A 23,880-nucleotide genomic window follows, 5' to 3' on the forward strand; every position below is an offset into this window, starting at 1 on the left:
TTGCGGCTCAGCCCGCCCTACTGCAAAGGGTGGAGCAACGTCGTCCAGTGGCCGCGAGCGTGCCCCTCCCTCAGTTCAAAGTCCGAGGCACCCCAACGTGAGCCAATCTCGGGTTCGTCTGCGAACGGAAAGCCGGTGATGCGAACCCGCCCCTGCTGTTCTACGGGTGCTATCACTCTTGCCCAGATACCCTGTCGTGCACCAGCATCATCGACCTCCAGGACATCGAACGCGAAGGCGCGGCCCGCCCGGCGGTCACCTGGGGGCGCTTCGAGGTACGCGCGGCAGACGCCGCGGAACGGGCAGCCTCCACACGTCTTTGGCGCAGGCTTCCCGGACAGTTGTTCCTCACCACGCTCGGCAGCCAACAGCGAGGCGTGAGCTCGTTGAGCGATTGCGACCGCATCGTCCACCAACCCGGGACTGGATTCAACGAGCCGGACCTGCCCCGAGGCGTTGTGAATCTCAAGCCGAACGCGCGACACTCCGAGTTCAGCGGACACCAGCGCGGCATACAGGCGCAGTTGCAACTCATGATCCGCTTCGGCACCTTCTCTTGCGGTACCGGTCTTGTGGTCCACGATGACGACCTGTCCATCGTGTTCCTCGACCAAGTCCGGAATCCCCATCATCCGCGTGTCAGAATCGAACAGTTGTCTCTCGATCCACGGCAACGGCGTGTACGCGTTCTTCACGGAGTCAAGTTGCGGAGACATACTCGCGAGGAGAGTGACGTGTTGAAGCCTGCTGGCACGAACATCGTCCGTAACAGAGTTCACAAAGCTACCGTGGGTGTCCGAATCGCCGAATTTGACCTTGACGCGCTCCCGGGTCAAGGCCCAGTTGGGCCACTGACTGGGTTGCGGGGGTGTCGCAGGCGCCCATTGTGCAGCGAGCTTCTCGAACGCACTGCCAGCAGAGGCACTCCAGACATCATCGAAGGCGACACCGGCGCCCGCTGCCGCCAACACCTCGTGGGCAATAATGCCGACCGCCGCTGCAGGGCCCGTCCTTCGCAGTCCGACCACGGACGGGTCCCGCCCAAAGCCAGCCTTAGCCGGACATGCTTCAAACGCTATGACCAAAGTTGGGCTGATGTATGACGGGGCCTCGGGACGTGGATACAGCCCCGTCATGGGTACAGCAGCGGCAAGACTTGGAGCGGGTTGAGTCGAAAACGGCGCGCGTCGAACCACTCCACCTCCAGGCCGTCCATACTCTGAGCTTGGACCTGCGCTACAGCCTGAACATCATCGAGCCACGCCTCTTCTGTTCGCCAGAGCGGGTGGGAGAGGAGCACACATCGTGAGCCAGAAACGATAGCTGGGATCTCACCGTATGACCGCGCCTCTGCATTTGGTAGGGCACGAGCGGCAACTTCATAGACCTCGCTGCCAGCGAGCAGGGACCTGCCAAGAGTGAGTTCCTCGCCGCTAAACAACTCGAGCATGTCTAGTGCAAGGCGCCAGTCGAGCAGCGGGTGCTTGCGTGAGTTGTCGTACGACCGCATGCAGTCGGGACACGAGACGTCACACTTGCTCGCGTGGCTGTCTTGCATCCACTTACTTTGGAGATCGTGCAGGGCATGCGACAAAATGCTCGCAAACGTGTCCCGCTCGCCAATCTCAACCGCGTACCCCGCGCCGTTCTCGGCCGTATCTGCCATGTAGATCGCCGCCGCGACTTGTGCCTTGAGGTCTGGCTGATCGTCAACAACGATCGGAACTCGAACCGGGCTAAGTCCGACCGCAAGTTCTCCAGGGTCCAGGTCAAGGTGTGCCTGGGCCGCAATCTTGAGGCATTCAGCAAGCGAGGTATATGCCGCGCGCGCCGACCACTGCTCCAGCAGCCCAAGCGAGCCTGTCTTCAACGCCAACCGACGGGGGGTAATCAACAGTGCGTCTGTGACTCGGATCTCGCCGATGACCTTCTTTACCGGATCAAGCGGGTTGCCTCGATCCACAGTGACAGATCCATCCTCTGCGTATGCAAACTGGTACCCCGCGCCCCCGTTATCGTTGAAACTCACCAACGGTGCCTGTGGGTACGCCTCAAGGTCTAGCGGCCCCAGTTCCTCACGCCATTCGGGCGTGGTTTGGACCGAGATATCAGGAGCCGATGCATACGATTGTTCGTCATTGCGATCGTCATAGGGACGCGGCTTGTACGTCGTCCGGAACCCCCGTGGTTCATAGAGGTCCATGGAAGATAGCGTCCCGCCGCACTGTCCGCACACCGTCGAACGGCGTACCTCTTGAAGGTCGGTGCGGCCACAGGTGTCACACCGGCCCACATGCGTTGCTCGTCCAAGAGGATCAGCCACTGGCTTCACCACTGCCCCCTGGACGTTGTACGCCACAAATCCCTCCGCCGTGTGAACCTTGCCGTCCTTCACGACCTCGGCACCAGGAGAGAACGTGGAAATCGCTTGCCCAAGAGGTCGGTCAGAAACGACCATTCTGTCCAAGGTCTCCGTGTTCCAAGGTTTGCCGTCGTACAGCGACCTCACCCGCGTGGGGAATCCAAACATCGGGAGCAGCCCCCGGCGAGCGAGCAGTTCACTCAGTTCGCCCTGAAAATCCTCGCCTTCATCCTCGATAACGCGGTCGATCTGCTCAACGAGCGTAGTCCGGACGATCTCGACTGCGGCATCAATCTCATCGACCGGTAGCCGCGTGTACCGCGCTGCCCGCTCGGCAACGTCCCCAATGACGTCGGAACCTGCCAAGAAGACACGGACCGCGTCGCGATAATCGGCCCATTCCTCAGCCTGCCCAAAGGTCCCGTGGCTGCTGCTCGGCTTCCATTTGGGACGGATAGTGAGCGACAAGAAAGCCAGCCGGAGGCACTCTGAGTTGACACCTCGCTGGATGATGGCACGGCGCCCCAAGTCCAAGAACGGCTGCGGCGGAATATCGCCCGTGATGCGATCCGGGCGCTGGAAGTAATAGTCGTCGTGGGTACGATCCCGGCACAGCGTGAGTGCGAAGCTCACCGCTTGACCCGACCGTCCGGCACGTCCCACACGCTGCTGGTAATTGAACCGTTGGGGCGGCACGTTGGCCATCATCGTGGAGCGAAGTGACCCAATGTCGACACCGACCTCCATTGTCGTGGTCACGGATAGTGCGTCTAACTCATCAGGGAGCAAATATTCACTGGGGCTCAGGGCTCCTTTAAAGCGCCGTTGGCGATCACGTTGTAGCGCCAGCGGGCGTGTTTGCCCCGTCAATTCAGCGATTGCGAGGCGGCGCGGCGTGTGCCCAGCCAACCATGCGTAGTAGTCGGTGGAGTCTTCTTCTCGAGTCTCCATCGTGAGTGCAGGTGCCAGGCACTGGCTGTTGGCACACACACCGGCACTCGGGTGCAGGTGGATAAATTTACAGACTGCGCATCTCCAGACATTGCGGCCGCCGGGCACCGCCACCAAACTTGTGTCAACCGATCCGGTGGTCAGGATCCAGCCCTCCACAGCGCGCACGACCACCTCGGTGGCGAATAGCGCATCCACTTGGTTGAGCCCAGCGTCAGCGTCAACGCCCAACGCCTTTGCCGCAGCGGTGACAAAGTACTTGGCTGCAGGAACCATCACTGGCTCGGCCTGGACTCCAGAGGCAAAACTGTCGTCAAAGCGCCGCTTAAGCCCAAGTGTACGAATGACGGAATCCATGACCTGTATGAGTGTTTCTGGGTCGAACGGACCATCCACATGCGGCGTGTCAGCGATCGTGAGGCGCGCGATCCCGACCGATTCAAGATCTCGGCGCGCCCGATCGAAGAGTGACTCCGAGATTGCCTTCCGCATCTCGCGGAGCAATTTCTCTCGGCCTTTCTCAATCGGGGGAGTCTTCCACGCCCCCTTCACCGGCGGGTCGAATGCGCGATACCACGGCGTCGTCGACGCGGCATGCATATCCTCAAGTTGGGCGTTCCACGGACTCGGGCCTCCAGGGTTGACGCCGATCTCGAGCAGTGCCGACTCGACACGACCATGGAGCTCAAGCATGGAGAGCGATTGCCCCTCGCCCAACGTCTGCAGCGCCGATTGAAGGTCTGCTACTTGAGACTCGCCCAGGGAGATACCCGCCTTGCGCATGACGTGCGCCTGCCACCCCACCAAGACACCCAACTCTTCCGCCTGGTCCGGGTCCTTGACCGAGTCCAGGATTGCGATGGGGTCTGGCGCGCGGTGCACCTCACGACGGACAACTTGTCGGATCAGGTCCCGGTGCCGATTGAGCGCGACTCCTGCGGCGGTACGTGCGGCATCGTCGCGGCTGTCAGTGAAGATGATGGTCTTAGCATCGACAATGGCGTCTCGCCCAGTTTTCCCAATGGCCAGGGACCGAACCAACTCGGACAGATACAGTTGAGTCGCCGCTGCGTTACCAGCAGTATGTGCACGGATGGGAGACCGGGCAACTCCGCTGAGGAACACGTCCGAGTTGGGCTGCTTCTCGTTGACATCGCATGCGGGACACTTCGTCGGTAATGCCGGGGAGTTTCCGGTGTCGCTACCGCTCAATGAAGCGAGTCGAATCGCATTGCCTGCCCCAACCGTAGGCTGCGCCAACCCCAGTGCTGGGTCCCAATCGAGCGAGCGGAAACCAAACTTGGTCTTAGCCGCGCTCCAGTCGTCGACGTCGACGGGCCCGCCGGGCCTCAGCCAGAGGTACTCCTGGCCAGTCTTGCGAAACACTGGCCGGCTCGCTTGGCGTTCAATGGTCGGCAAAGACGAGATCAGTCTGTCGCTGCCCTTCACCTCAACCGTGTTGCCACCCAAACTCACATCGCCGCACTGGAAGCAGTACAGCAAATCCAGCACTCTGCAGCCGCAATCGTCGCAGGTAGTCCTGGGTGCCGAGTAGAGACGGCCGATGCGCCGCTCAGCACCACGATTGCTGACACCACTGCACGACGCATTTGAGCATGCCCAGATCCCGCGGGGTGTGCGCACGAATAGGTGAGCACGCATCGGGATCAGTCGAGGCGTTGTCTCTGCAGCACTCGCATCTGCCAGGCGCTGGAGCACGGCATCCAGTTGGGCCTCGGAGTTTACCCCCGGGCCCAATAGTCGCGCCGCGATGTCGCCCACAGACGTTGCCCTTATGCGCTCCGTTCCCGGCTCGCGGCATGCGGCCGCTACGGCGTGCGAAACGTCCGTCAGCGATGCATCAGAAAGTGCGCCCGCGCTCCAGTAGCCCGATAACTCCTCCACGTCGAGAGGCGCCCCCGCGTCAACCGCGAAAGACTCCCGCGAGGTGCCAAAGAACTCTTCCAGGTACGACTGGCTCGAAGGTCCCTCATCCAAGGAAGCGGAAGTCGCGATAACCCTGAGTTGCGGGGAGTCTGCGGACAGACCCAAGCGACCTAAGAGTTGACGGATGATAAGCGCCACCTCGCTACCTTGCGTTCCCCGGTAGAGGTGGAGCTCATCCACGACGAGAGTGAACACATGAGACGGGTCGGATTCGAGCCAGTCACGCGTTGTAGTGAACAGCGAGTCCTCGAATGAGCGCATCATCATTGTGCTGAGCATCGAGTAATTGGTGACAAGGATGTCCGGAGGACTGTCAATCATGTCCCACCGCGTCATCATTTCGCCCGACACCGGATCAGAAAACTCTGCTGGGTCGAGTTTGGATTTTCCCGCAGTTCCAAGGTCGCGGTCGTTCTCAATAGACTTTAGAACATCTGCGAAACTCTGATCCAGTTCACGGAGCTCCTTCGCAACCTCAGCCGCCTTTCTTGAGTTCTTGGTCGGCTTGCCTTGGTTCCCCAGCGTGCTGCCGGTGAATCGACCAAACCAGACTGGGCGGCCAGGATTTGCGGCGTTGAGGGTGCGAATTGCCCTGCGCAGTCGGGTCATTTGATCCTCGACCAGCGCGTTCGTGGGGTACAGCACCAGCGTTCGAACGGCACTAGCCCTAGTCTCGCCATGGCGCATAGGAGCCCACTGTGGCTGAGTTGCCTTCCACCAGTGGTTAGCCTCCGGCTGTGCCCCCCAGGATTCCGCTTCCTGCAGCAACCGCGCTAGCACCGGAAAAAGGAAAGCCTCTGTCTTTCCAGAGCCGGTACCAGACGTCACGACAACGTTGTGTTGAGAATCATCGCTAAAGTGACGTTCGATCGCATTTGCCTGATGCGTCCGCAGCCGCACACCTTCGGCGTCATCCACACCAAAGAGAGCACATGCAACCTGCTCCAAGTGTGATCGCGACACCCCTGCGGCATCCGCGGCAGCCCCAATGGGCACTACGTTGGGGTACGGCAACACAGGCTCGATGAGTACGTCACCTACGACAGCACCTTCGGCTTCGAGGAGTTCTTTGCGTTCCTGCATGAGTTGGGGGTCGTTGAGCCAATACGCGGTGTCGTAGTACCGCAGGAAGGCATCTCGCAATCCCTGTGCAAGTGTGGAGGGACTCGCTTGAGCGCTCATCAATGGCCTTTCAGTTGATGCCGATACGGCACTGGTAGACGGGGTCGCTAGGAACAAAGAAGCGTGAGAAGCCAATCTGCAGTCGGCCGGTCGACGTTGGTGTAAACCGACACACGCCTCTTGACTTTGCCAACAGATATCCGCGCTGGGCGCGGCAACCTGCCAGAGCTGACAACAGCCGCACGGGCATAAAGTCCCGGTAGATTGCACCCTCGGGGAACCATGATTGCTGCGCTGTCCGCATGATATGTGGCCAGTGGGTGTCCCGCGTCAGTCGCGGCCACGTATTTCACCAGAGACGCGGGTCCACGCGCGCAGTGCCCTAGGCCAACGTCCGAGGCCTCCCGCCAGATGTACATGCGCTCAAAGCCGCGGATAAGTCTGAATGCCCCCGCGCGATCCACATCAGTTGTAGCCACCCACGATGCGCTGACGGTGTCGAAGAACTCGGCTGACACGAAGCCAGGTAGTTTCACGCGAGGCAGTGAGCCCCCAACGGAACTAATGGACGGTAGCACCTGCGTGAGCTGCCAGGCAGGGTCGTCGACCACTCCGATACCGTGTTCGAACGCGACCTCCAGCACTGACTCCGGGACGTTCTCGATGATCGACCGTGGCGGCTGGACTTCGTTCGCGCGCTCGCTGAGCAACGCACCCTCCGATCCGGCCGAATCGATCAGCCATTCCCACGCCTCCTGCGGCCAAGAACCAATCGGCTCAGACTCAGTATTGGGGCGCACCGCAAGCTGAGCCTCAGGCACCGACCACCGGACGACGGCTCCCGTCGCGTCCCGTTCAATATCAATGGCGCAGATTTGCTCAAGGGCTTCTACAAATGTGGATCGGAAAAGAGAACCCGGTTCGATTTGCGTCGCGACGTAGTCAAGTGCAGAAGGCTTGCCCGATCCCAGGTGTTGAACGGCGTCGAGCGCTCCTGCCCATAGGCGAGACTTCCCCTCGTCAACTGTAGGCAGGTCTGAGACGTCAAGCTTTTGTTCTACATACGCCTGTGGAGCGACCTTAGTCGCTTTCCACGCCCAGCCCGGAGAACGCTTGACGACCCCACAGTACTTGCACTCGCCCGAGATGTACTTGAGTTTTGGGCCGGTCCCGAACACCGGATACTCCAAGTAGTGAGCGCCGGTGCGCACACACGACTTCGGGTCGGACTCGGCAAGCGCAACGGACGGTTCAGAGACGACGTTCGTCTCAGTCCGCCGCATCCATGGTGCCGTCGCCGGTGCCGGCGCCACTTCTACGTCAAGTTCTCCGCCCTCTACCCATAATCCAGAAATGCTCGCAGTCACATCGGATTCCGGGGATACTTCCATGCCGACCGCACCGCGTGCAGCTTGGTCGGGTCCCACTCGATAGGAGCAGGCCAGCACATCGCCGGTCGATGAAACTGGTTCCTGTTCGCCCCCCGTCCGTAGACGCAGCGTGACCTGCTGGACTGGGTCAACTTGACCCGGGACATATAGTTCGATGCGGTAGTCCCCCACGGCAAGTTGCTCAGACGAGAGCTCCACGATGGCAGCGCCGTGGTCCGCGTTCCATGTGCGCACCACGGTGTCCGTCTTGAGAGAGGACATACGGATCTCTAGCGAAGGCACCTGTTCGAGCGAAACTCGGATCTCCGGCGGCGCTTTGACAGACCACTTTCTGATCCTCGAAGGAATCTTGATCCCGCCGCCAAGCGTAAGGAATCCGCGAGCTAGCGGGACTAGTTCTGGCACCAAATTCTCGAGGGGCGGCGTGAACATCTGAACATCGGTGAACAGCGCCCATCCTTCAGGTACACCCTCCACCCCAGTCCGCTTCTGCCATCCTGGACGAGCATGGGCTTCAAGCGTCTGCTCTACCAGGCCCAAGCCGGTTCCTTTGATGCACCCCTCGTCCACCAACAGGATCGACTCGGAATTAAGTTGGAGCCGCTCCCGCTCCACGAATGCCTGCTGCAATTCATCGAACACCAAAGGCACGATGAATCGCGGGTCACGTCGGAGCGGCGCAAGGCCATCACTTGTGCTCTCGCGCAATTCAACGATGCCCGAGACCACACTTGCGGGTGCGATGGTCCCGCGTGTGGGAATAATGCGCGTGGTAGACGCCCCTGCGACGGCTTCGATGTCGCTCCAATCCCCTTTGGAATCTCGCACTTCCAACGCCGTCGCATTTGCAGACGCACCCCTGGAGTTCAGGAGGAGCATTAGTTCCAGATTGCTGCCGAAGAAACCCTCATGGAGGTCGGCGAGCAAACGTACGGTGCCTTGGCTCTGCGCAAGTTCCGAATCTGTCGAATCAACCGAACCATCCCAGCCTGCGAGTTCAAGTGCGACGACATCGGCGATTCGAGCCCGGGTGGAGTCTCGAGACCACAGTTTCTTCAGGCTCATGGAAGCGGGACAAGACTCAAGCGAGAACCACTCACCCAAATATCCCTCGAGGTCCGCCCCAGCAATCTCCATACCGGGTGCCAGCCCGTACTTGACGAAGAAGTGGATGAACTTTTTCCTGTCGCCATCGCGCACCAACGCTTGCGACAATGGCAAGCCCACATACCTATGGCTCAACGCATACGCGGTCGGCAGCCCTCGCGCACCATCGCACTCCTCAAGCCACCAGTTCAACGCCCCCCAATAGTCTTCGGCCCGCGCTGAATAGTGTTTCTGAACGTCTGACAACGATGCCTTGTCCGTCGCGAGCCCTAGTGCAGCAGCGAGTTGGGGGTAGTACGCGTTCTTTGCATACGGCGAGTCGTCTGCTCCCATCTGTTCGGCTGCGACCACCGTCATCGCAAGAAACGCAAGGATGGGTGGAGGCTGCTTCCTGGTGTTGGCGTCTCGCATCCACACCCGTCGTTCCACGGTGAGCGTGTTAAGGCGGAGGCGTCCGGAGCTCACTACAACGCCGGCCACCGCATCCCTCAGACCGGATACCGGGTCCCCCGACCAATTGGCTGCCTTAGCAATCTCCGCGAGGATGTCGTCTTCCAGGTCGAGATACGACGGACCCGCATCTTCAGCCTCTGGGTAGATTATCGCTGCTACAGCGTCATTCCAGGATGAATAGTTGCTCCAAGCTTCAATGCTTGCCACCGTCGCCCCCAGCGTCGTCGGTTGTGTGTTGCTATGTAATATTCCTTATCGCGTCACCGCAAAGCAACTCGACACGTCCAGGCTTTCACGCACCTGTGACATCGCTGACAATTGCACTGTGGCCACGCGCCCCGCCGGGACACCCAATGTCTCTCCCATCAGCTAAGCTGTCGATCATGCGAAACGCTTCCTCCTCTGGCTTTACCTACGCGGATCTGTTCGCCGGCATCGGCGGATTCCACGCAGCGCTGAGCCACGGAGGAGGGCGATGTGTATATGTATCTGAGATTGACGACCGTGCACGTGCAACCTACGAACTGAATTGGATCGCACCACTCCCTGGCGCAGACCAGCCACAGGTCAACACGGATATCACGAAGGCCACGCCTGAGCACGGTGCGGTCGACGTCCCCGAGCATGATGTCCTTACAGCAGGCTTCCCCTGTCAGCCGTTCTCCAAATCTGGAATGCAGCGAGGCATGGATGAGGCTCGCGGAACGCTGTTCTGGAACATTGCTCGCATCCTCGAGGACCGCACTCCCTCCGTGGTGCTCCTCGAAAACGTACGCAACATAGCGGGACCCCGCCATCGCCATGAGTGGGATGTGATCATTCGCACGCTCCGCGAGATTGGGTACCGCGTGTCCGATCAGCCAACGGTCTTCTCTCCCCACCTTCTCCCACCCGCCGAGGGAGGCACGCCGCAGGTCCGTGATCGTGTATTTATCCTGGGAACCTACATCGGTGCTGAACGCGTGGCCTCCGAAATCGCCGCTGAGAGGATTCCGGGTCCCGTGGTAGACCGTCGTGCCAGCGCAGGGTGGTCCGTGGACGATTGGCTCACCGAGTGGATACTTGACGACGACGAAGCGATTACGGACATCGACCGCTACCGGCTCACTGCGATCGAACGTGACTGGATTAATGTCTGGGACGACTTGGTGGCTCGCTACCGCCAAGAAACACTGACAAGCCTGCCAGGATTCCCTCTTTGGGCGGACCATTGGGTCTCAGAGGGCACGCTGGACCCCTTGGACCTAGAATCTATGCCAGCGTGGCGCCGGTCGATCATCCTCAAAAACGCGCGCTTTTACGATTCGCACCGAACGCTCATCAATGGTTGGCGCAAACGGCACCCACAGTTCAGCGCCTTCCCCGCATCTCGTCGCAAACTGGAATGGCAGGCACGCGATCTCAAGTCCCTTTGGGATGGAGTTTTCCAACTACGCCCGTCCGGAATTCGAGTCAAGCGACCCAGCTACCTGCCCGCCCTCGTTGCGATTACCCAGACGTCCATATTCGGGCCACGGAGCCGACGGCTAACGCCGCACGAAGCGGCTCGCCTGCAAGGCTTCCCGATGAACTTCAGCTTCGGGGAGCAGCGAGACGCAGCATCCTACAAGCAGGTCGGCAATGGCGTTGCTGTGGGGGCCGCGTGGCACGTGTTCCGTACCCATGTCGCCCAAAACGCTGACGATCTACCTCAAGACCTGGTCGATTCAGTACTTGCGGCACCACGAGCTCCATCAACGTCCCTCAGCGCGATCCGCTCCTGAGGACTCTGGGTAGCGGCGAGCCGGACCAAACCGTCCACACCTGACGATCCAAACCGCGTTCGAAGCGCAGCGGCCACCTCGGAAGCGGGAACGTCGAGCGTCTCCAGGATGTCCGCAACAATGCCTGCAATATATGACCACTGGACTTTGGACTGTGTCTTCTCAGGACGTGCCCAACCCCTGGCGCTTGAGAGTTCCCTCCACTCGTCTGTTGCAGCAGTCACGTCCCGGACAACATCTTCACCCCGCACGGCGGATGCGGCTGCAAAGCCGATCAGTACCCCTACTAACTGGAGTTCCTGCCACTTTTCATAGGCTTGCGCATTACGGAAAGTCGGGGACCACGTGGAGGGAGCCACCGCTCGATGTGCTTCGACACCGAGCGCGAGCATTTCCACAAGCGAGGTCACTGCGGTAGTAGTGCGCAGGGGGCTGCGCTGCGACTCATCAACGCCCTTGAACAGCAGATCGACGTGACGCGCGGTGGAGCGACTATCGGGACGCCCCTCCTCCACGAGCAACGCCGATGCTACCCAGGCCAGCAACTTTGTCCTGCGGAAGCCCGCGCGCGCGAAGCCGTAGCCTCCGAGTGTGCGCCCCATCGCAGTCACACTGCCGCGCAGCGGTCGGAGGAAGGGAGCCACACCATCGAGATCTTGGGTATCCCCTGCAGCCACCAACAGCGCCTTCATCAAAGGCAGGTGATGATACAACGCGTTGCGGATCTCCTCCGCATTGAGGTGCTTGCCCTGCTTGTTGTACAGGCTAAAGACTTCATGGATCTGCTCGGACGTGACCTGCTTGTAGACGATCACAGGCAGTCGGTACTGAGACGTCTGTTCGAAGAGCGAGCGCACTGTACGCGGTTCCCCCACGACCGTGATCGGGAGGTTGCGCAAGTCTGAGTAGTACCGGCCCTTGAACGGCTCGAGTTCACCGGACAACGCCCGGATCGCACCAGACCTGAGTGGGAACGGAAAATAATACTCACGCTCTTTGGTCGCGGACAGATTCTCGCCCTCATTCTGCTTCCACAGTTTCTTGAACCGGGGATAGTCAACCTGGAAAATAGTCATCAAGTCCGGCATCTCCCACTGCGTCGACTTGTGCTCGACGATGTCGAGTGCAGTGGGGTGGTTACCGGTGAACCGCAAGATCGACGTGAGCCGCTGCTTTCCATCAACAACCTCAAACCGCAACACTCCCGAGTCAGCACGCTGCAACAAAATGACAGAGGGCAGGGGAATGCCGCGCAACACGGACTCGACAAGGATCTGTGCGTCACTGTTCGGCCACACATCCGCGCGCTGATACGACGGACTCAAGTCGAGCTCACCGTCACGGGCGTGTTGGACAAAGTCAGCAATGGGCCACGTGTCGGCGAGCGCCTGAATCGGCTGGTCCACCTCACTTTGGGCTTCGTCATCGGCATCGTCCCAGTTTCGCTTCCACGTCACCGTCGCTGCGGCCACCGCACCGTCAAGGTCGTCGGCCGCCAGCACCTCCGTCTCGAAAGCGTCCCTCAGGGCCACCGCTCGATCCAGTCGCTCACCAAGTCGCGTCAAAAATTCAGACGACCAAGCACCGTTCTCTACTCCAGAAAGTTCCGTGGCGTCTCCGATCCCTTCGAAGAATGATCGTGCCAACGATGTCTCGGTGGCAGTGTCAAGTTCGGCTGCGAGGTGGAGCCAGTCCTGCACCGACCGGAGTGCAGACCGCCATTTGCCCGTCACGAAGTCGCCGTCGAGAGGTCGGTATGGAGTAGTGGCTTCAACCACCCCCGCCGGTACCGCTTCCGCGACTTGAGAAAGTAGAGCAACCCGCTCCAGGATCTCCCGCTGTTGCGCTGTCAGTTCGGGAGCGTCCGGCGTGGTGTCCTCCGGGACTGGAGTGACGGGGACGGACTCGTCATCAAGGAACTCGATGCGAATCGCCTCGACGTCCCCGGCTAGTTCGACGTCCTCGTGTTGCTCGGTTCGTTCAACGGCTACGGGCCCCACCTCGAGGAGCCTCTCCATGAAGTACTTTCTCGCGAGTGCATCCTGTGGCGCAGCAACGTTTACGGCCGCATCGACCAGTGCGTTGAGCCCTTGGAGCGTCACGGTGTCACCTGCAGACCAATAGGCGGTATCCCATGGAATTCCCAAGGCACCGGCGATCTGGCGACAACATTCGACCTTGCCCGGTACGTGCCGCAAATCAAGTCCCACGGCGGTACCCAATGCCTCTACAGCCGAGCGCTTTTCTTTGCTTCCGGGGCCGAGAGGCTGCTGCTCTTCTCCCCCTAGGAAGTACATACGTGCAACGGCGTGAGCCTTGTCCTTGGCCGTTTCGTAGACAGACAACGTTTCTCTCCCGGGCGTTTTGCGACCGCGCATGTGCCGCACGGCTCCCCTCTCAATGTATCGCGTACAGCAACACCGCCTATGAGTAGCGCTTTAGGCCGGTGGTTCACTTGGCCACGTCGGGCACTGTGCCACTCCAAGCATTTGCTGCGTACGACTCATCAGGAGTTGTGTAATCTGCACACAGAAGGGGAATGTGAATGTCAGTTGAGTGCGTGTGTCCAACAAACGGCTACCGAGAGCCGTACCGGTGTAAGGTGCGTTGGCGCATCGCGCTCGCGCCCCGCTGACCCACGGAATCCACGTGACGGACCATCTCGATCGCCGACAACAAGCGGAACGCCAATCCCACTCCGCCAATGCTGCGGAGCGCATCCAAGTGGCCAGGTCGCTCAGCAGCGTGGGTGAAGAATGGGTCGTCCCTATACTCACCGAGTTGTCACTCGACCAGGACCTCGATGTCGCCGAAGCCGCCCGCATAGCGGTGCAATCGCTCGGACCTCAGCTCCGCAGCGCAGTCCGACGGAGTTGGCTGCTCTCGCCGCGTACCGCGACGCCCGTACCTGCACCCCGCACGCCCGACACAGCCATGGGCGAAGGTCAAACTGCGAGCCCAAAGACTCACACACCACGATCCCGGCAAGAATCGATCGAGCCAATCGTGCTCGAGGCGCTCTCAAGTGGAGGCGAATTGCCGGGTGGTGTATTGCGCTCGATTATTCGGGGTCTCATGACACAGCGAAGAATGGGGCTTGCACTAGACACGATTGACCAAACGGTCGCGGATCTGGTGCAGCGTGGCCTCCTGGACGCGGTGGGAAACGGCACCACATTCGCGACACAGTCGTTCCGCATTGCCCATCGTGACACGGCTCCCACAAACAACCCCCCTTCCCGCCCATACACGGTGAAGATGCTGAAAGAGCCTCGCCAGGACCCGCCGACGCCCGAACCAGCCCCGGCGCTCGGAGAAACCACCCAGCAGATTCTGGATTTTGTCCGGCGCGCCGGACCTGTCACGGGTCGACACATCGTCGCTGAACTCCGGCGTTCGCAAGTGACTGCCGCTCCCAAGTTAGCGCGTAGCGAGATTCAAGCAGCAGTCGAAGAACTCCTTGAACGCAACGCGCTTGACGTAGTGCCGGCTTCCAGGCGGCAAGACTTTGCTTTGTGGGTATTGCACGAACACGGCACCCCGCCGGTTCGCGTGAGGCGAAGGGCGGGACGGCGGCTCCGGCATCTCCCAGCCAACGAAGTCGCACTTCTCCTCGAGCAGACGAGAATTCCCAGGGATCCGAATGGGATCCGAAACCGCACCGCGGCGGAGGTTGCTATTCGTTCCTGGTACTCGTGCAACGCGACTGAGGACCGAATTCTCGCCGAACTCCTCAACGGCGAATGGGCGGAAGCGTTGCGTCCGCGAGCCTGATGAGTACTACGACAGCGTGTTCGGTGATCGCAGACCGTCACATGCGGCGTCGGCCCCGCGTGTGTGCAGCGACTCAATTCACCTGAAACCCAGGTATATACGGCACATTCTCTCGCTCGAAACCACGGAGATACCCGCTATATTCTTGTAGGTGACCGCCAACCCACCGTGGACTTTCGAGGAGCTCGTTCTCGCAACCGACCTGATTGATCGACTAGGGTGGCGAGGCGGAAATTCTCGCTCACCCGAAATTGTTGCCCTCTCACAGACCCTCCGACTAGCCAATTTCCCGAATGTCCCCACCGTAGGCTCGAATTTCCGCTCCGGAAACTCCGTCTCAATGAAGCTGGGAAATCTAAAGGGGGCGAACCCGCTCGTGGACGGGGGGCTTCGGGCTACTAAACGAGAGAGCCAGGTCGTAACCGAGTTCTTAGAGAACCGAAGCCTGATGCGCTCTCTTGCTGAATCGCTCCGACGAGACGTAGGCGCGCAAGAGGGCCTCGATCATGAGCGAGTCATCCCCCTCGATGAGGAGGAGGTCACTGCAGCAATCGAGGGTGGGGCTTCCTACGTCCTCACTTTGCGCCGGGAGAGAAGCCGTTCACTCCGGCGAAGGAAACTGACGCAGATCGCCGCCGCGGGTGAGGCATTCAGTTGCGAAGTCTGTGGGTTCAACTTTGAAGCAACCTACGGCGAGCGTGGGCGCCAGTACATTGAGGTACACCATAGGACTCCACTGCACGCATCGGGGCAAACGGAGAGTTCGATCAGTGATCTTGCCCTCCTTTGCGCGAATTGCCATCGAATCATTCATCGTCGGGATTGGATTAGCGTAGAAGAGCTTGGAAACCTGATCAAGACCGGCGAGCACAGGCAAAGTTAAGGTGCATCTAGTTCGATGTCGGACTTCGCGATCCGGTGAATTCCGACCACCTGGTTGCATTGGTGTGAAACGATCAGCGTATCGCTACGCGCTTAGTTTCGCCCGCGGAGTACCCACGCATGCGCCCTCTCCTCGGCGCAGAGTTTGCCTTCACCGGGCGCCACGAACCGACTGGCCGCGACCGGACGCGCCAAATCCGACTGCACTGCCGTCCCCAACCGTGCGGGGCGAAAAGCGCCGAAGCCCCCCGGTTCTTCGAAGAGCACCAGCGGGCCGCGAGCAGTCGTCAGCCTGCCAATGGACGCTCAACGGGCCAGCCCTCACGGTGCGGCTGACCTGGCCCTAGAGACGGCGGTCAACCAGTGAAATCAATTCATCGTGCAGTCGCTTGTCACTCGGATCGAGCCCATCCAACACTTCCGAGAGCCCTACAGAGGACTGAACTATCCGGCCGTGTTTCGAGTGCGTGAGAAAGAGCATCGAATAGTCGGCATCCGCTGGATCAACGGTGTCGGACCAGTCCTTGTCAATCTCATTGGCGAACCAGGCTGTTGGCCCGAACTTAATTTGGAGACGCCCGTCGGAGGACCTCCGTTCGGTGTCCGCAGTGTGGATATTCACGGTCCACTGGTATATGCCGCTAAAGCCAATGTCGACCGCAAAGACATACTCTCCCCCATACGTCTCGCTCAACTGTGCGGCCAGCGGACCGGCGCAGAAAACTCGCAGGAGACCCTTAGCGCGATGCAGCACGTCCCGGCTCTCCGTCATCATCTCCCGCGCTTGGTCGGCGAGGTCGCTCGCGAACTGAGTCGCCGCCACTTCAGGGTGCTGCTGATAGCGTCGCGCCTCACCCGTCTCACACATGGCGGTGACGAAATCAACTGCGCTGTGGTTGTCCATGAGCCCTCTTCCTGTCACAAACTTCCGGTACATCTGCTCAATAAAGACGAACGCCTCCGGGTTACGCCGTGGATACGCACTGTCCGCCGCCAGTTTCGCGTGCAGGCGCTCAATCAATGCGCCATACGTGAGGACGACGGCTTTTTCCTACCCGTCAGTTTGGAGAGACGCGTCGCGGTCTCGGCACAGGAGGACGACCTCACCCCGTTTGCCTAGCCGCTCACTGTATGAGCGGTAGCCGTGAAAGACATGCCCGTGCCCATCGGAGGTGAAGTAGTTCTCAACCACGATCCTGCTGTCTGCACCGTCGAGCACGAGATCGGCGATATCGGCACCCATTGCCGATGTCGCGGTATTGACTTCCTGACGAACCACGTAGCCGCTCGCGGGTAGCGGCTCGGAACCGGCTCTAGCCGCATTGATTTGCTCGATGAAGATCTCGGTAAAGCCACTGCCGAAGCCGTGCGTGCCGTCTTCCTCCAGAAGCCACCGGAACACGTTGGAGATCTGCTTCTCGTGCAGACCATGGTGCATCACGTCGAAGACGTTGAATCCGACCTCAGCGGACCTTCCAAGGGGACGGCAAGACTGACGTCACCAAGTCGTGTGGCATCCGCGCCTCAACTTTCACTTGCCGTTGCGGGTTGAGGCTATCTCAACGGCGCCCATGGCACCGCGGGCGATAGCACGGATTACGCTCCCGACCCGCATTGGCACTTCAACCTCTGGTTGCGGACCGGGGCCCGTGGCCGCCGCTACAACCCAAGAATCTGGTTCTTCACCCGCGCGAACTCGTCGTCGGTCAGCAGCCGCGAGTAACGCAGCTTGTTGAGCTCCTCGATCCGCTGCGTCGCGGTCTGCCCAGAACTGTTGTTGACGATTCCGTCCAGCATTGACTTCAGGTCCGCGGACGTCACGGCCTGAGGCTTCAGGGACTCCACCAGCGTGTCCAACTGCTGCACCAACGTGCGCGCGTGGCTGACGTGGTCCGGGTGAATAGGGGCGGTCAGCGCCCACTGCGCGCTCGTGAACTGAAGGGTCGCGCTACGCATGTCGTGCTGCTGGTTGACCATCTGTTGACGTCCCCGCTGGTCGGTCACCACATGCGAGGTCACCTGAATGGAACCGTCCACATGGACCTGTCCGCGCGTGGTGAGGTCCACGTCGTAACCCTCCTGACCAAACACCACGTAGTCGCGAAACACCTCGACAAAGCCACCAGACGTAGAGCCGATGCTGCCGAACCTTGGCGAGCCGATCCTCGCCATATCGAAGGGGATCGAGTCAACAGCTTCACGAAGCTTCGCCTGGGACTGCGTGGGGAAATAGCGCTTCGTGGCGGCCTCAAGTTGGCGGTAGGTGATCAGTGCACGCGCACCAGTTTTCGCCTCGGCCAGCCTATTTGTCGCCTGTGTAACGGCGTAGTTGGCGTTCCGGGCCTCGCGCTCAGCGCGCTCGGCCTCCTTCGCAGCCTTCTTGGGATCCACACCCTGACCGCGCAACGTGTAAATGCCCCACGCCAGCGCGCCCAGGCCACCGAGGAAGAAGAAAAGCCCTGAGAACGGCTCCGCGAACAAGAGAAGAAGCCCTAGCAGCGCGGCAGACCCGCCGCCAATCGTGAGCCGCTTCCCAAGTACCGGATTCTCGTACTTCGCCGAGAACCGGCGACGAGTGGGCTCGGTGGTGGACGGCGTCGGCGCTGTATTCACTCTTCTAGTTTAATTTTCGCCGCGACACGCCCATTACCAATATTGAGAGGACTTCGTCACACCGGGCGCGCCGGACACCAGCGCGAGACCGTGAGGTAGGTCACGTTTCGCCTAGCGCGCACCCAAACAAGAAATACCTGGGCCGCCGGTGGGGTTCACCCCTGTAGACACCCGTACACGGCAGTCACCACCCCAACGTCGAAAGGCCATCACTCATGCGCGCACTCGTTCAGCAGCAGTTCGGAGATCCCACCAAGGTCCTGAAGATCGAGGAAGTCCCCTCGCCCACGCCCGGACCACGCCAGGCTCGCGTGCGCATGGTGCTGTCTCCCATTCACAACCACGACCTGTGGACCGTGAGCGGGGACTACGGCTTCAAGCCCGACATGCCCGCCGGTGCTGGCACCGAGGCGGTCGGTGTTGTCGAGGAGATCGGCGACGAGGTCGAGGACCTCAGCGTGGGCCAGCGCGTCGTGTCCGCGGGCACGTTCGCCGTGTGGGCGGAGGAGTTCGTGGCAGACGCCGCCGGGCTCATCCCCGTCGCGGACGCCATCCCCGACCAGGTCGCCGCGCAGTTGGTCTCGATGCCGTTCTCCGCGATCGCACTCCTGGACTCGCTCGACCTCAATGAGGGCGACTGGCTCATCCAAAACGCGGCCAACGGCGCCGTGGGCCGCTTGGTCGCGCAACTCGCCAAGGGCCGCGGCATCAATGTCGTAGGACTCGTCCGCACCCCCGAGCGCGTCGACGAACTCGCCGCTCAGGGCATCGACGATGTCGTCGCGACCGACCAGGACAACTGGAAGGACACGGTCGCAGACATCACAGGCGGCGCACCTATCAAGTTCGGCGTCGAGTCCGTCGGCGGCTCCGCAGCCGGCGACGTCCTGTCGCAGCTTGCCGAAAACGGCACCCTCGTAGTGTTCGGCGCCATGGCCTCCCCGGTGCTGGAACTGCGCTCGGGCGACGTCATCTTCAAGCAGGCAACAGTCCGCGGCTTCTGGGGCTCCAAGGTCTCGGCCACGATGTCCGGCGAGGACCGTTCGCGCCTCATGCAGGAACTCTTCGCGCGCCTGACCGACGGCACCATCACCCTTCCCGTCGAGGCCGTCTACCCCCTCGACCAGATCGCCGATGCCGCCCGCGCCAACTTTGTGCCCGGCCGCACCGGAAAGATCCTCCTCAAGCCGTAAGTCCTCCAATTCACCTTCAGCACGGACCTCAGGTCCGAGTGAGCGAGAATCATGACGACACCAGCACCCGTTCCCACCGTCCTCGACAACCTCGACAGCGACGAGGCGCTCAGCCGCATCCGCCACTACTTTGGCGCATGCAAGGGGGCCCCGGCGCACGCTGGGGCACAGTTCACGACCCTGGGCCACCCCTGGGACGCCAAGAAGACCGCGACCACGATCACGCCCGCGGACCTTCTCGCACTATCCACGCTGCAGGCACCCATCCGCGGTGAGGCAGCCGTGTGGATCCTGCGTCCCAAGCACCTCAAGAAGGCCAAGAAGCAGCTGGCGAAGATTCCGGTCGACGCCAAGCTCACCGACAAGCAGGCGCGCAAGCTGCTCTCGGCGAAGGGTCCGGTCGCCAAGCTCGAGGCGCTGTGGAGCAAGGCTCCCGGCATGGGGCCCGTGACGGTCAGCAAGCTACTTGCTCGAAAGCGTTCCAAGCTGGTGCCATCGTTCGAGACCTCGGTCGCGAGCGAGTTGGGCATTACGAGTGTCGACGAGCAGTGGGACACCCTGCTCGAGATCTTCGTCAAGGATCCCCATGGACTCTGGGAGGCGGGCAAGTCCCTGCGCAAGCGGGCCGGGCTCGACGCGTCGGTTACGCCCCTACGTGTCCTCGACGCGCTGCAGTGGCACCGCGTCAACTACCCCGACTGGGACGGCTGCCCCTCAACCGAGGACTAACCCGCCGCCACCCCGCACAAGCAACCGGCACGCGCGGCTCACTCTTGGTTTTCCGAGAATGAGCCGCGCGAACCCGCCCTACCCCCGCGCTACCTCTCACCTCCCCTACGATGGTCCCCAATCTCATCGTTGAGAAAGAGGATGCATGGCTGACGACACCCCCGCGACCCTCATTGTCGGAGCAGGACCGGGAGGACTCGCCGCTGCGCGCGCCCTCGCCGACCACGGCCTCGACTACGACCACGTCGAGCGCCACAGCGCCATCGGCGGACTGTGGGACATCGACAACCCGGGCTCGCCCATGTACGAGTCGGCGCACTTCATCAGTTCCAAGACCCTGAGCAACTTCCCCGGCTTCCCCATGCCGGAGGACTACCCCGACTACCCCAGCCACCGCCAGATCCTGGCCTACCTCCGCGCCTTCGCCGCCCACTACCATCTGGACCAACGCATCCAGCTGGAGACCACCGTCACGTCCGTCACGCCCACCCCAACGGGCCGCTATACGGTGAAATTCAAGCCAGCATCGGCCGGATCAAAGCCCTATCAGCGCACGTACGATCACGTGATCGCGGCATCGGGCGTGCAGTGGGAGCCCAACGTGATCGACGTTCCCGGCTTCACTGGCGAGGTGCAGCACTCGCAGACGTATCGCGATCCTCAAGAGTTTGCGGGCAAGCGCGTGCTGATCGTGGGCGCGGGCAACTCCGGATGCGACATCGCGTGTGATGCCGCCCGGTCCGCCGAGCACGCCGTGATCTCGATGCGCCGCGGCTATTGGTTCATCCCCAAGCACATCTTTGGCGTGCCCGTCGATGTCTTCGCAGACAACGGCCCCGCCCTCCCCATGGCCACCGAGCAGTCCGTCTTCGGTAGCCTCCTGCGCCGGATCAACGGCGACGTCACGCGCCTGGGGCTCCAAGAGCCGGACCACAAACTCTTCGAGACCCACCCCATCCTCAACGACCAACTCCTCCACCATCTGCGCCACGGGGACGTCACCGCGCGCCCCGGAATCGCGAGCGCGGACGGCTCAACGGTCACGTTCACGGACGGAACCAGCGCGGACTTCGACCTCATCTTGCTCGCCACCGGCTACTGCCACTCGGTGCCCTACGCGCAGGATTTGTACGGCGACGAGCAGCACCCGGACATGTATCTCACGGCGTTCAGCCGCAACAGTGGTCTGTATGGGCTGGGGTTTGTCGAGACCAACTCGGGCGCGTACCGGCTCATGGACATGCTCGCGGAGATGATCGCCTCTCACATCTGGGATCGCGATCACCGCCCCGGCCAGTGGGAGCGTTTTGAGCGTCACGTTGCGAGCGACGATCCCGACCTCACCGGCGGCCTCCAACTTGTGAATTCGCCGCGGCACCAGGGCTACGTCGACTCGCACACCATGGACCGGTATCTGCGGATGGTGTGCCGGCGCATGGGGTGGGACCTGCGATGACGCGCCAGCGCTGGGATGGCGCCGGCCAGGTGGTCGTGGTCACGGGCGGTGGCGGCGGCATCGGCTCGGAGTTCGCTCGCCTGGTCGCGGCGCGCGGCGCGACCGTGGTGCTCGTGGATCTGCGGGCGGAGGCGGCCGATGCTGTCGCAAGTTGGCTCCCCGGCGACACCCACGAGGTGGTCATCGGCGACCTCACCTCGCGCGACGAGGTCGAGCGGATCATGGCGCACATCGAGGCCAAGCACGGGCGTATCGACGTGCTCGTGAACTCGATGGGCATGACGTCCGCGGACCGCTTTGACGAGCGCTCGGTGGAGTCCATCGACCGTGAACTCACCGTCAACCTCAATGCGCCTTTGATGTTCACGCGCTTGGCGGTGCCGTTACTGAAGGCATCGGCCGATGCGCGGGTCATCTCGGTCGTATCGCTCGGCGCGATCTTCCCGCTGGGTGAGACCCCGATTTACACGGCCTCGAAGTTCGGCTTGCGTGGGGCGATGCTCGCCATCGCGCTGGACCTGCGCGACAAGGGCATCACGGTGTCCTCGGTGTTGCCTTCTGCCACTGACACCCGCATGCTGCGGCAAGAGGCCGTCGAGGGCGGCAACGCCTTCCAGTTCCAGGACCCGCCACAGTCCGCCGAGCACGTCGCGCGCACCATGGAGAAGCTCCTGGACAAGCCGCGCTTGGAGGCCTACCCCAAGCCCAGCGAGTCGTGGCTCGTGCGCGTGGCCCTGGTCTCCCCCAACCAGTTGCCGCGCATCATGCCGCTCTTTCGCTCCAAGGGTGAGCGCGGGATGGCCAGGTACGTGCGCCAGCTCAAGGAGCGCGGCTACATCGATGAGGACGGGCAGTTACTGCGCTGACTCAGTCCGCGACGGCGCGCGCCTCGCGGGCCGCGCGCTGGACGAGTTCGCGGTCACCGGCGTCAACGAGCCCGTCGAGGGCACGACGCTCCGCCCGCTCCGACGCGCCCACGAACACCGCCACATCCCGCGGCTCCGCGAGCGCCAGCAGGTGCTCCAATACGCGTTGCACACGCAAGCCAATCTCCACGAGCGGTGCGCCGTCGCGTGCCACGGGACGCAGCGCGTCCTCGATCAGGTCACCTAGGTTTGGTGCGGGAACGTGGACCCGCGGATACGGAACGTCGGTGTCGGGCTGCGCAGTCAGGACGTGGGTGAAGGTGCGCTCGATGGCGTTGAGCGCCTCGATTGCGGTGCCGGGATCGTTCGTCGACGGCGACAGGGCGCGGGAGCCAATCTCCGCGAGTGCCACAAAACCCAACCGAGGATCCTGCTCATACGTGCGGTGATCCTCGATCAGGAACGCCTCGCACAGGTGCCCAAGGTCGGCTTCACTCACGGAACTGTCGCTTTCCACGCGACCCAAGCACTGCCCCTGACCCACCGTGCGGCCGGGCAGAACGTCCACGTGGACCCGAGCATCGGCCCTATCCGCCCACTCCTGGAGCGACTCCATCGCGATCCCCGTCACACAACCCGGTCGCCCGGCTCGAATCTCCGTGACACCCGCGGCAGGCTCGCGCTCTTGCGAGCCACCAAAGCGTGGCGCGCGGGCGTAGTCGCACGCCGCCTGGGTCGCTGCCCGCTCCACACGGTCGATGGTGTCCGGCACGCGCCCAAAGCCGGTCAGGTGGTGGATCCAGCGCAGCAGCGTCCCGACCACGATCGCGATCATGATGAGGCTCGCGATGAATAGCACGGCGCGGGCCTCGTCCCCGAAGGCCTCGAGCCCCAAGGCCACGATCCCGACGATCGAGAACACGAAGGCGCCCAGGAAGGTCGACAGCGCGTTCTGCGAGGTGGGGTCGTCGATCAGGAGCTGTGTGGCACGCGGTGTGGTGGCCCGAGCCGCCGCCGAGTACGCCGAGATCATCGCGGTCAGCGAGAAGGTCGTCACCGCCAGCATGGAGGTGGCCATGATCTCCAAGATGGTGCCGACCGAGTCCTGCCCCAGATCAGCAGACAGCACGCTAGGCAGGTACGGGCCCAGCAGCCACGCGATAAGGACGACCGCGATCGCGCCCACGGTGAACAGCGCGAGCCGGAACCAGATCCGGGACGCGAGCCGCGTCACCCAGGTCTTCCACCACGCCATGGCGTCTCCTCACCGT

At 61.8% G+C, this 23,880-nt stretch carries 13 protein-coding genes and 1 pseudogene; 6 read left to right on the plus strand and 8 right to left on the minus strand.

The features are described from left to right. Positions 1 to 17: 17 nt before the first annotated feature. Genes AOP74_RS01220 through AOP74_RS01230 form a run of 3 tightly spaced genes read right to left on the minus strand, consistent with a single transcriptional unit; the run spans position 18 to position 9,540 of the window. The gene (locus tag AOP74_RS01220; protein ID WP_082095923.1) at positions 18 to 1,136 is read right to left on the minus strand and encodes a PD-(D/E)XK nuclease family protein; all 1,119 of its coding nucleotides are present in this window, start codon (positions 1,134 to 1,136) and stop codon (positions 18 to 20) included. Beyond that, positions 1,133 to 6,442 carry a DEAD/DEAH box helicase gene (locus AOP74_RS01225; protein ID WP_061960529.1) on the minus strand — a complete coding sequence of 1,770 codons (5,310 nt, stop codon included), beginning with the start codon at positions 6,440 to 6,442 and terminating at the stop codon, positions 1,133 to 1,135. Before AOP74_RS01225 ends, AOP74_RS01220 begins: the two co-directional genes overlap by 4 nt. Positions 6,443 to 6,489: 47 nt before the next feature. Next, the gene (locus AOP74_RS01230) at positions 6,490 to 9,540 is read right to left on the minus strand and encodes a hypothetical protein (protein WP_061960530.1); all 3,051 of its coding nucleotides are present in this window, start codon (positions 9,538 to 9,540) and stop codon (positions 6,490 to 6,492) included. 176 nt (positions 9,541 to 9,716) lie between these two features. Here AOP74_RS01230 and dcm point away from each other — a divergent pair, with 176 nt between their 5' ends. Then, the gene (gene dcm, locus AOP74_RS12005; RefSeq protein ID WP_236683694.1) at positions 9,717 to 11,096 is read left to right on the plus strand and encodes a DNA (cytosine-5-)-methyltransferase; all 1,380 of its coding nucleotides are present in this window, start codon (positions 9,717 to 9,719) and stop codon (positions 11,094 to 11,096) included. Here the strand turns inward: dcm and AOP74_RS01240 are convergent. Further along, complete coding sequence (locus tag AOP74_RS01240) at positions 11,024 to 13,441, minus strand: GmrSD restriction endonuclease domain-containing protein (protein WP_061960532.1); 2,418 nt, start codon at positions 13,439 to 13,441, stop codon at positions 11,024 to 11,026. The two genes, dcm and AOP74_RS01240, sit on opposite strands and share 73 nt — an antisense overlap. Positions 13,442 to 15,318: 1,877 nt before the next feature. Between AOP74_RS01240 and AOP74_RS12410 the strand changes: the two genes are divergently transcribed. Continuing rightward, positions 15,319 to 15,753 carry an HNH endonuclease gene (locus AOP74_RS12410; protein WP_369345500.1) on the plus strand — a complete coding sequence of 145 codons (435 nt, stop codon included), beginning with the start codon at positions 15,319 to 15,321 and terminating at the stop codon, positions 15,751 to 15,753. A 342-nt stretch (positions 15,754 to 16,095) separates the two neighbouring features. Here AOP74_RS12410 and AOP74_RS01255 read toward each other — a convergent pair whose 3' ends face one another. From AOP74_RS01255 to AOP74_RS01265, 3 genes and pseudogenes are all read right to left on the minus strand, one after another. Next, complete coding sequence (locus tag AOP74_RS01255) at positions 16,096 to 16,773, minus strand: hypothetical protein (protein WP_061960535.1); 678 nt, start codon at positions 16,771 to 16,773, stop codon at positions 16,096 to 16,098. Positions 16,774 to 16,803: 30 nt separating this feature from the next. Beyond that, positions 16,804 to 17,196: pseudogene (locus AOP74_RS01260) on the minus strand (PDDEXK-like family protein); the annotation flags it as partial. Between the two features lie 215 nt (positions 17,197 to 17,411). Next, on the minus strand, positions 17,412 to 18,365 hold the full coding sequence (locus AOP74_RS01265; protein ID WP_061960537.1) for a hypothetical protein: 954 nt from the start codon (positions 18,363 to 18,365) through the stop codon (positions 17,412 to 17,414). A 215-nt stretch (positions 18,366 to 18,580) separates the two neighbouring features. On the opposite strand from AOP74_RS01265, the gene AOP74_RS01270 reads away from it, so the two are divergent. The 4 genes from AOP74_RS01270 to AOP74_RS01285 all read left to right on the plus strand — a co-directional run bounded on the left by AOP74_RS01270 (position 18,581) and on the right by AOP74_RS01285 (position 22,609). Next, positions 18,581 to 19,558 (plus strand): zinc-binding dehydrogenase, encoded by a 978-nt coding sequence (locus tag AOP74_RS01270; RefSeq protein ID WP_061960538.1) that lies wholly within the window; start codon positions 18,581 to 18,583, stop codon positions 19,556 to 19,558. 51 nt (positions 19,559 to 19,609) lie between these two features. Beyond that, a complete protein-coding gene (locus tag AOP74_RS01275; protein ID WP_061960539.1) occupies positions 19,610 to 20,287 on the plus strand; it encodes a DUF6308 family protein in 678 nt (225 codons plus the stop codon). 145 nt (positions 20,288 to 20,432) lie between these two features. Further along, positions 20,433 to 21,743 carry a flavin-containing monooxygenase gene (locus AOP74_RS01280; RefSeq protein ID WP_061960540.1) on the plus strand — a complete coding sequence of 437 codons (1,311 nt, stop codon included), beginning with the start codon at positions 20,433 to 20,435 and terminating at the stop codon, positions 21,741 to 21,743. After that, positions 21,740 to 22,609, plus strand: coding sequence for an SDR family NAD(P)-dependent oxidoreductase (locus AOP74_RS01285; protein WP_061960541.1), 870 nt, complete (start codon positions 21,740 to 21,742; stop codon positions 22,607 to 22,609). Before AOP74_RS01280 ends, AOP74_RS01285 begins: the two co-directional genes overlap by 4 nt. A gap of 1 nt (position 22,610) precedes the next feature. Here the strand turns inward: AOP74_RS01285 and AOP74_RS01290 are convergent, their stop codons facing one another. Continuing rightward, entirely contained in the window at positions 22,611 to 23,864 is a 1,254-nt protein-coding gene (locus AOP74_RS01290) for a DUF2254 domain-containing protein (RefSeq protein WP_061960542.1), read from the minus strand. Between the last annotated feature and the right edge of the window lie 16 nt (positions 23,865 to 23,880).

Source organism: Demequina flava (assembly GCF_000975035.1).
GTDB classification, from domain to species: domain Bacteria; phylum Actinomycetota; class Actinomycetes; order Actinomycetales; family Demequinaceae; genus Demequina; species Demequina flava.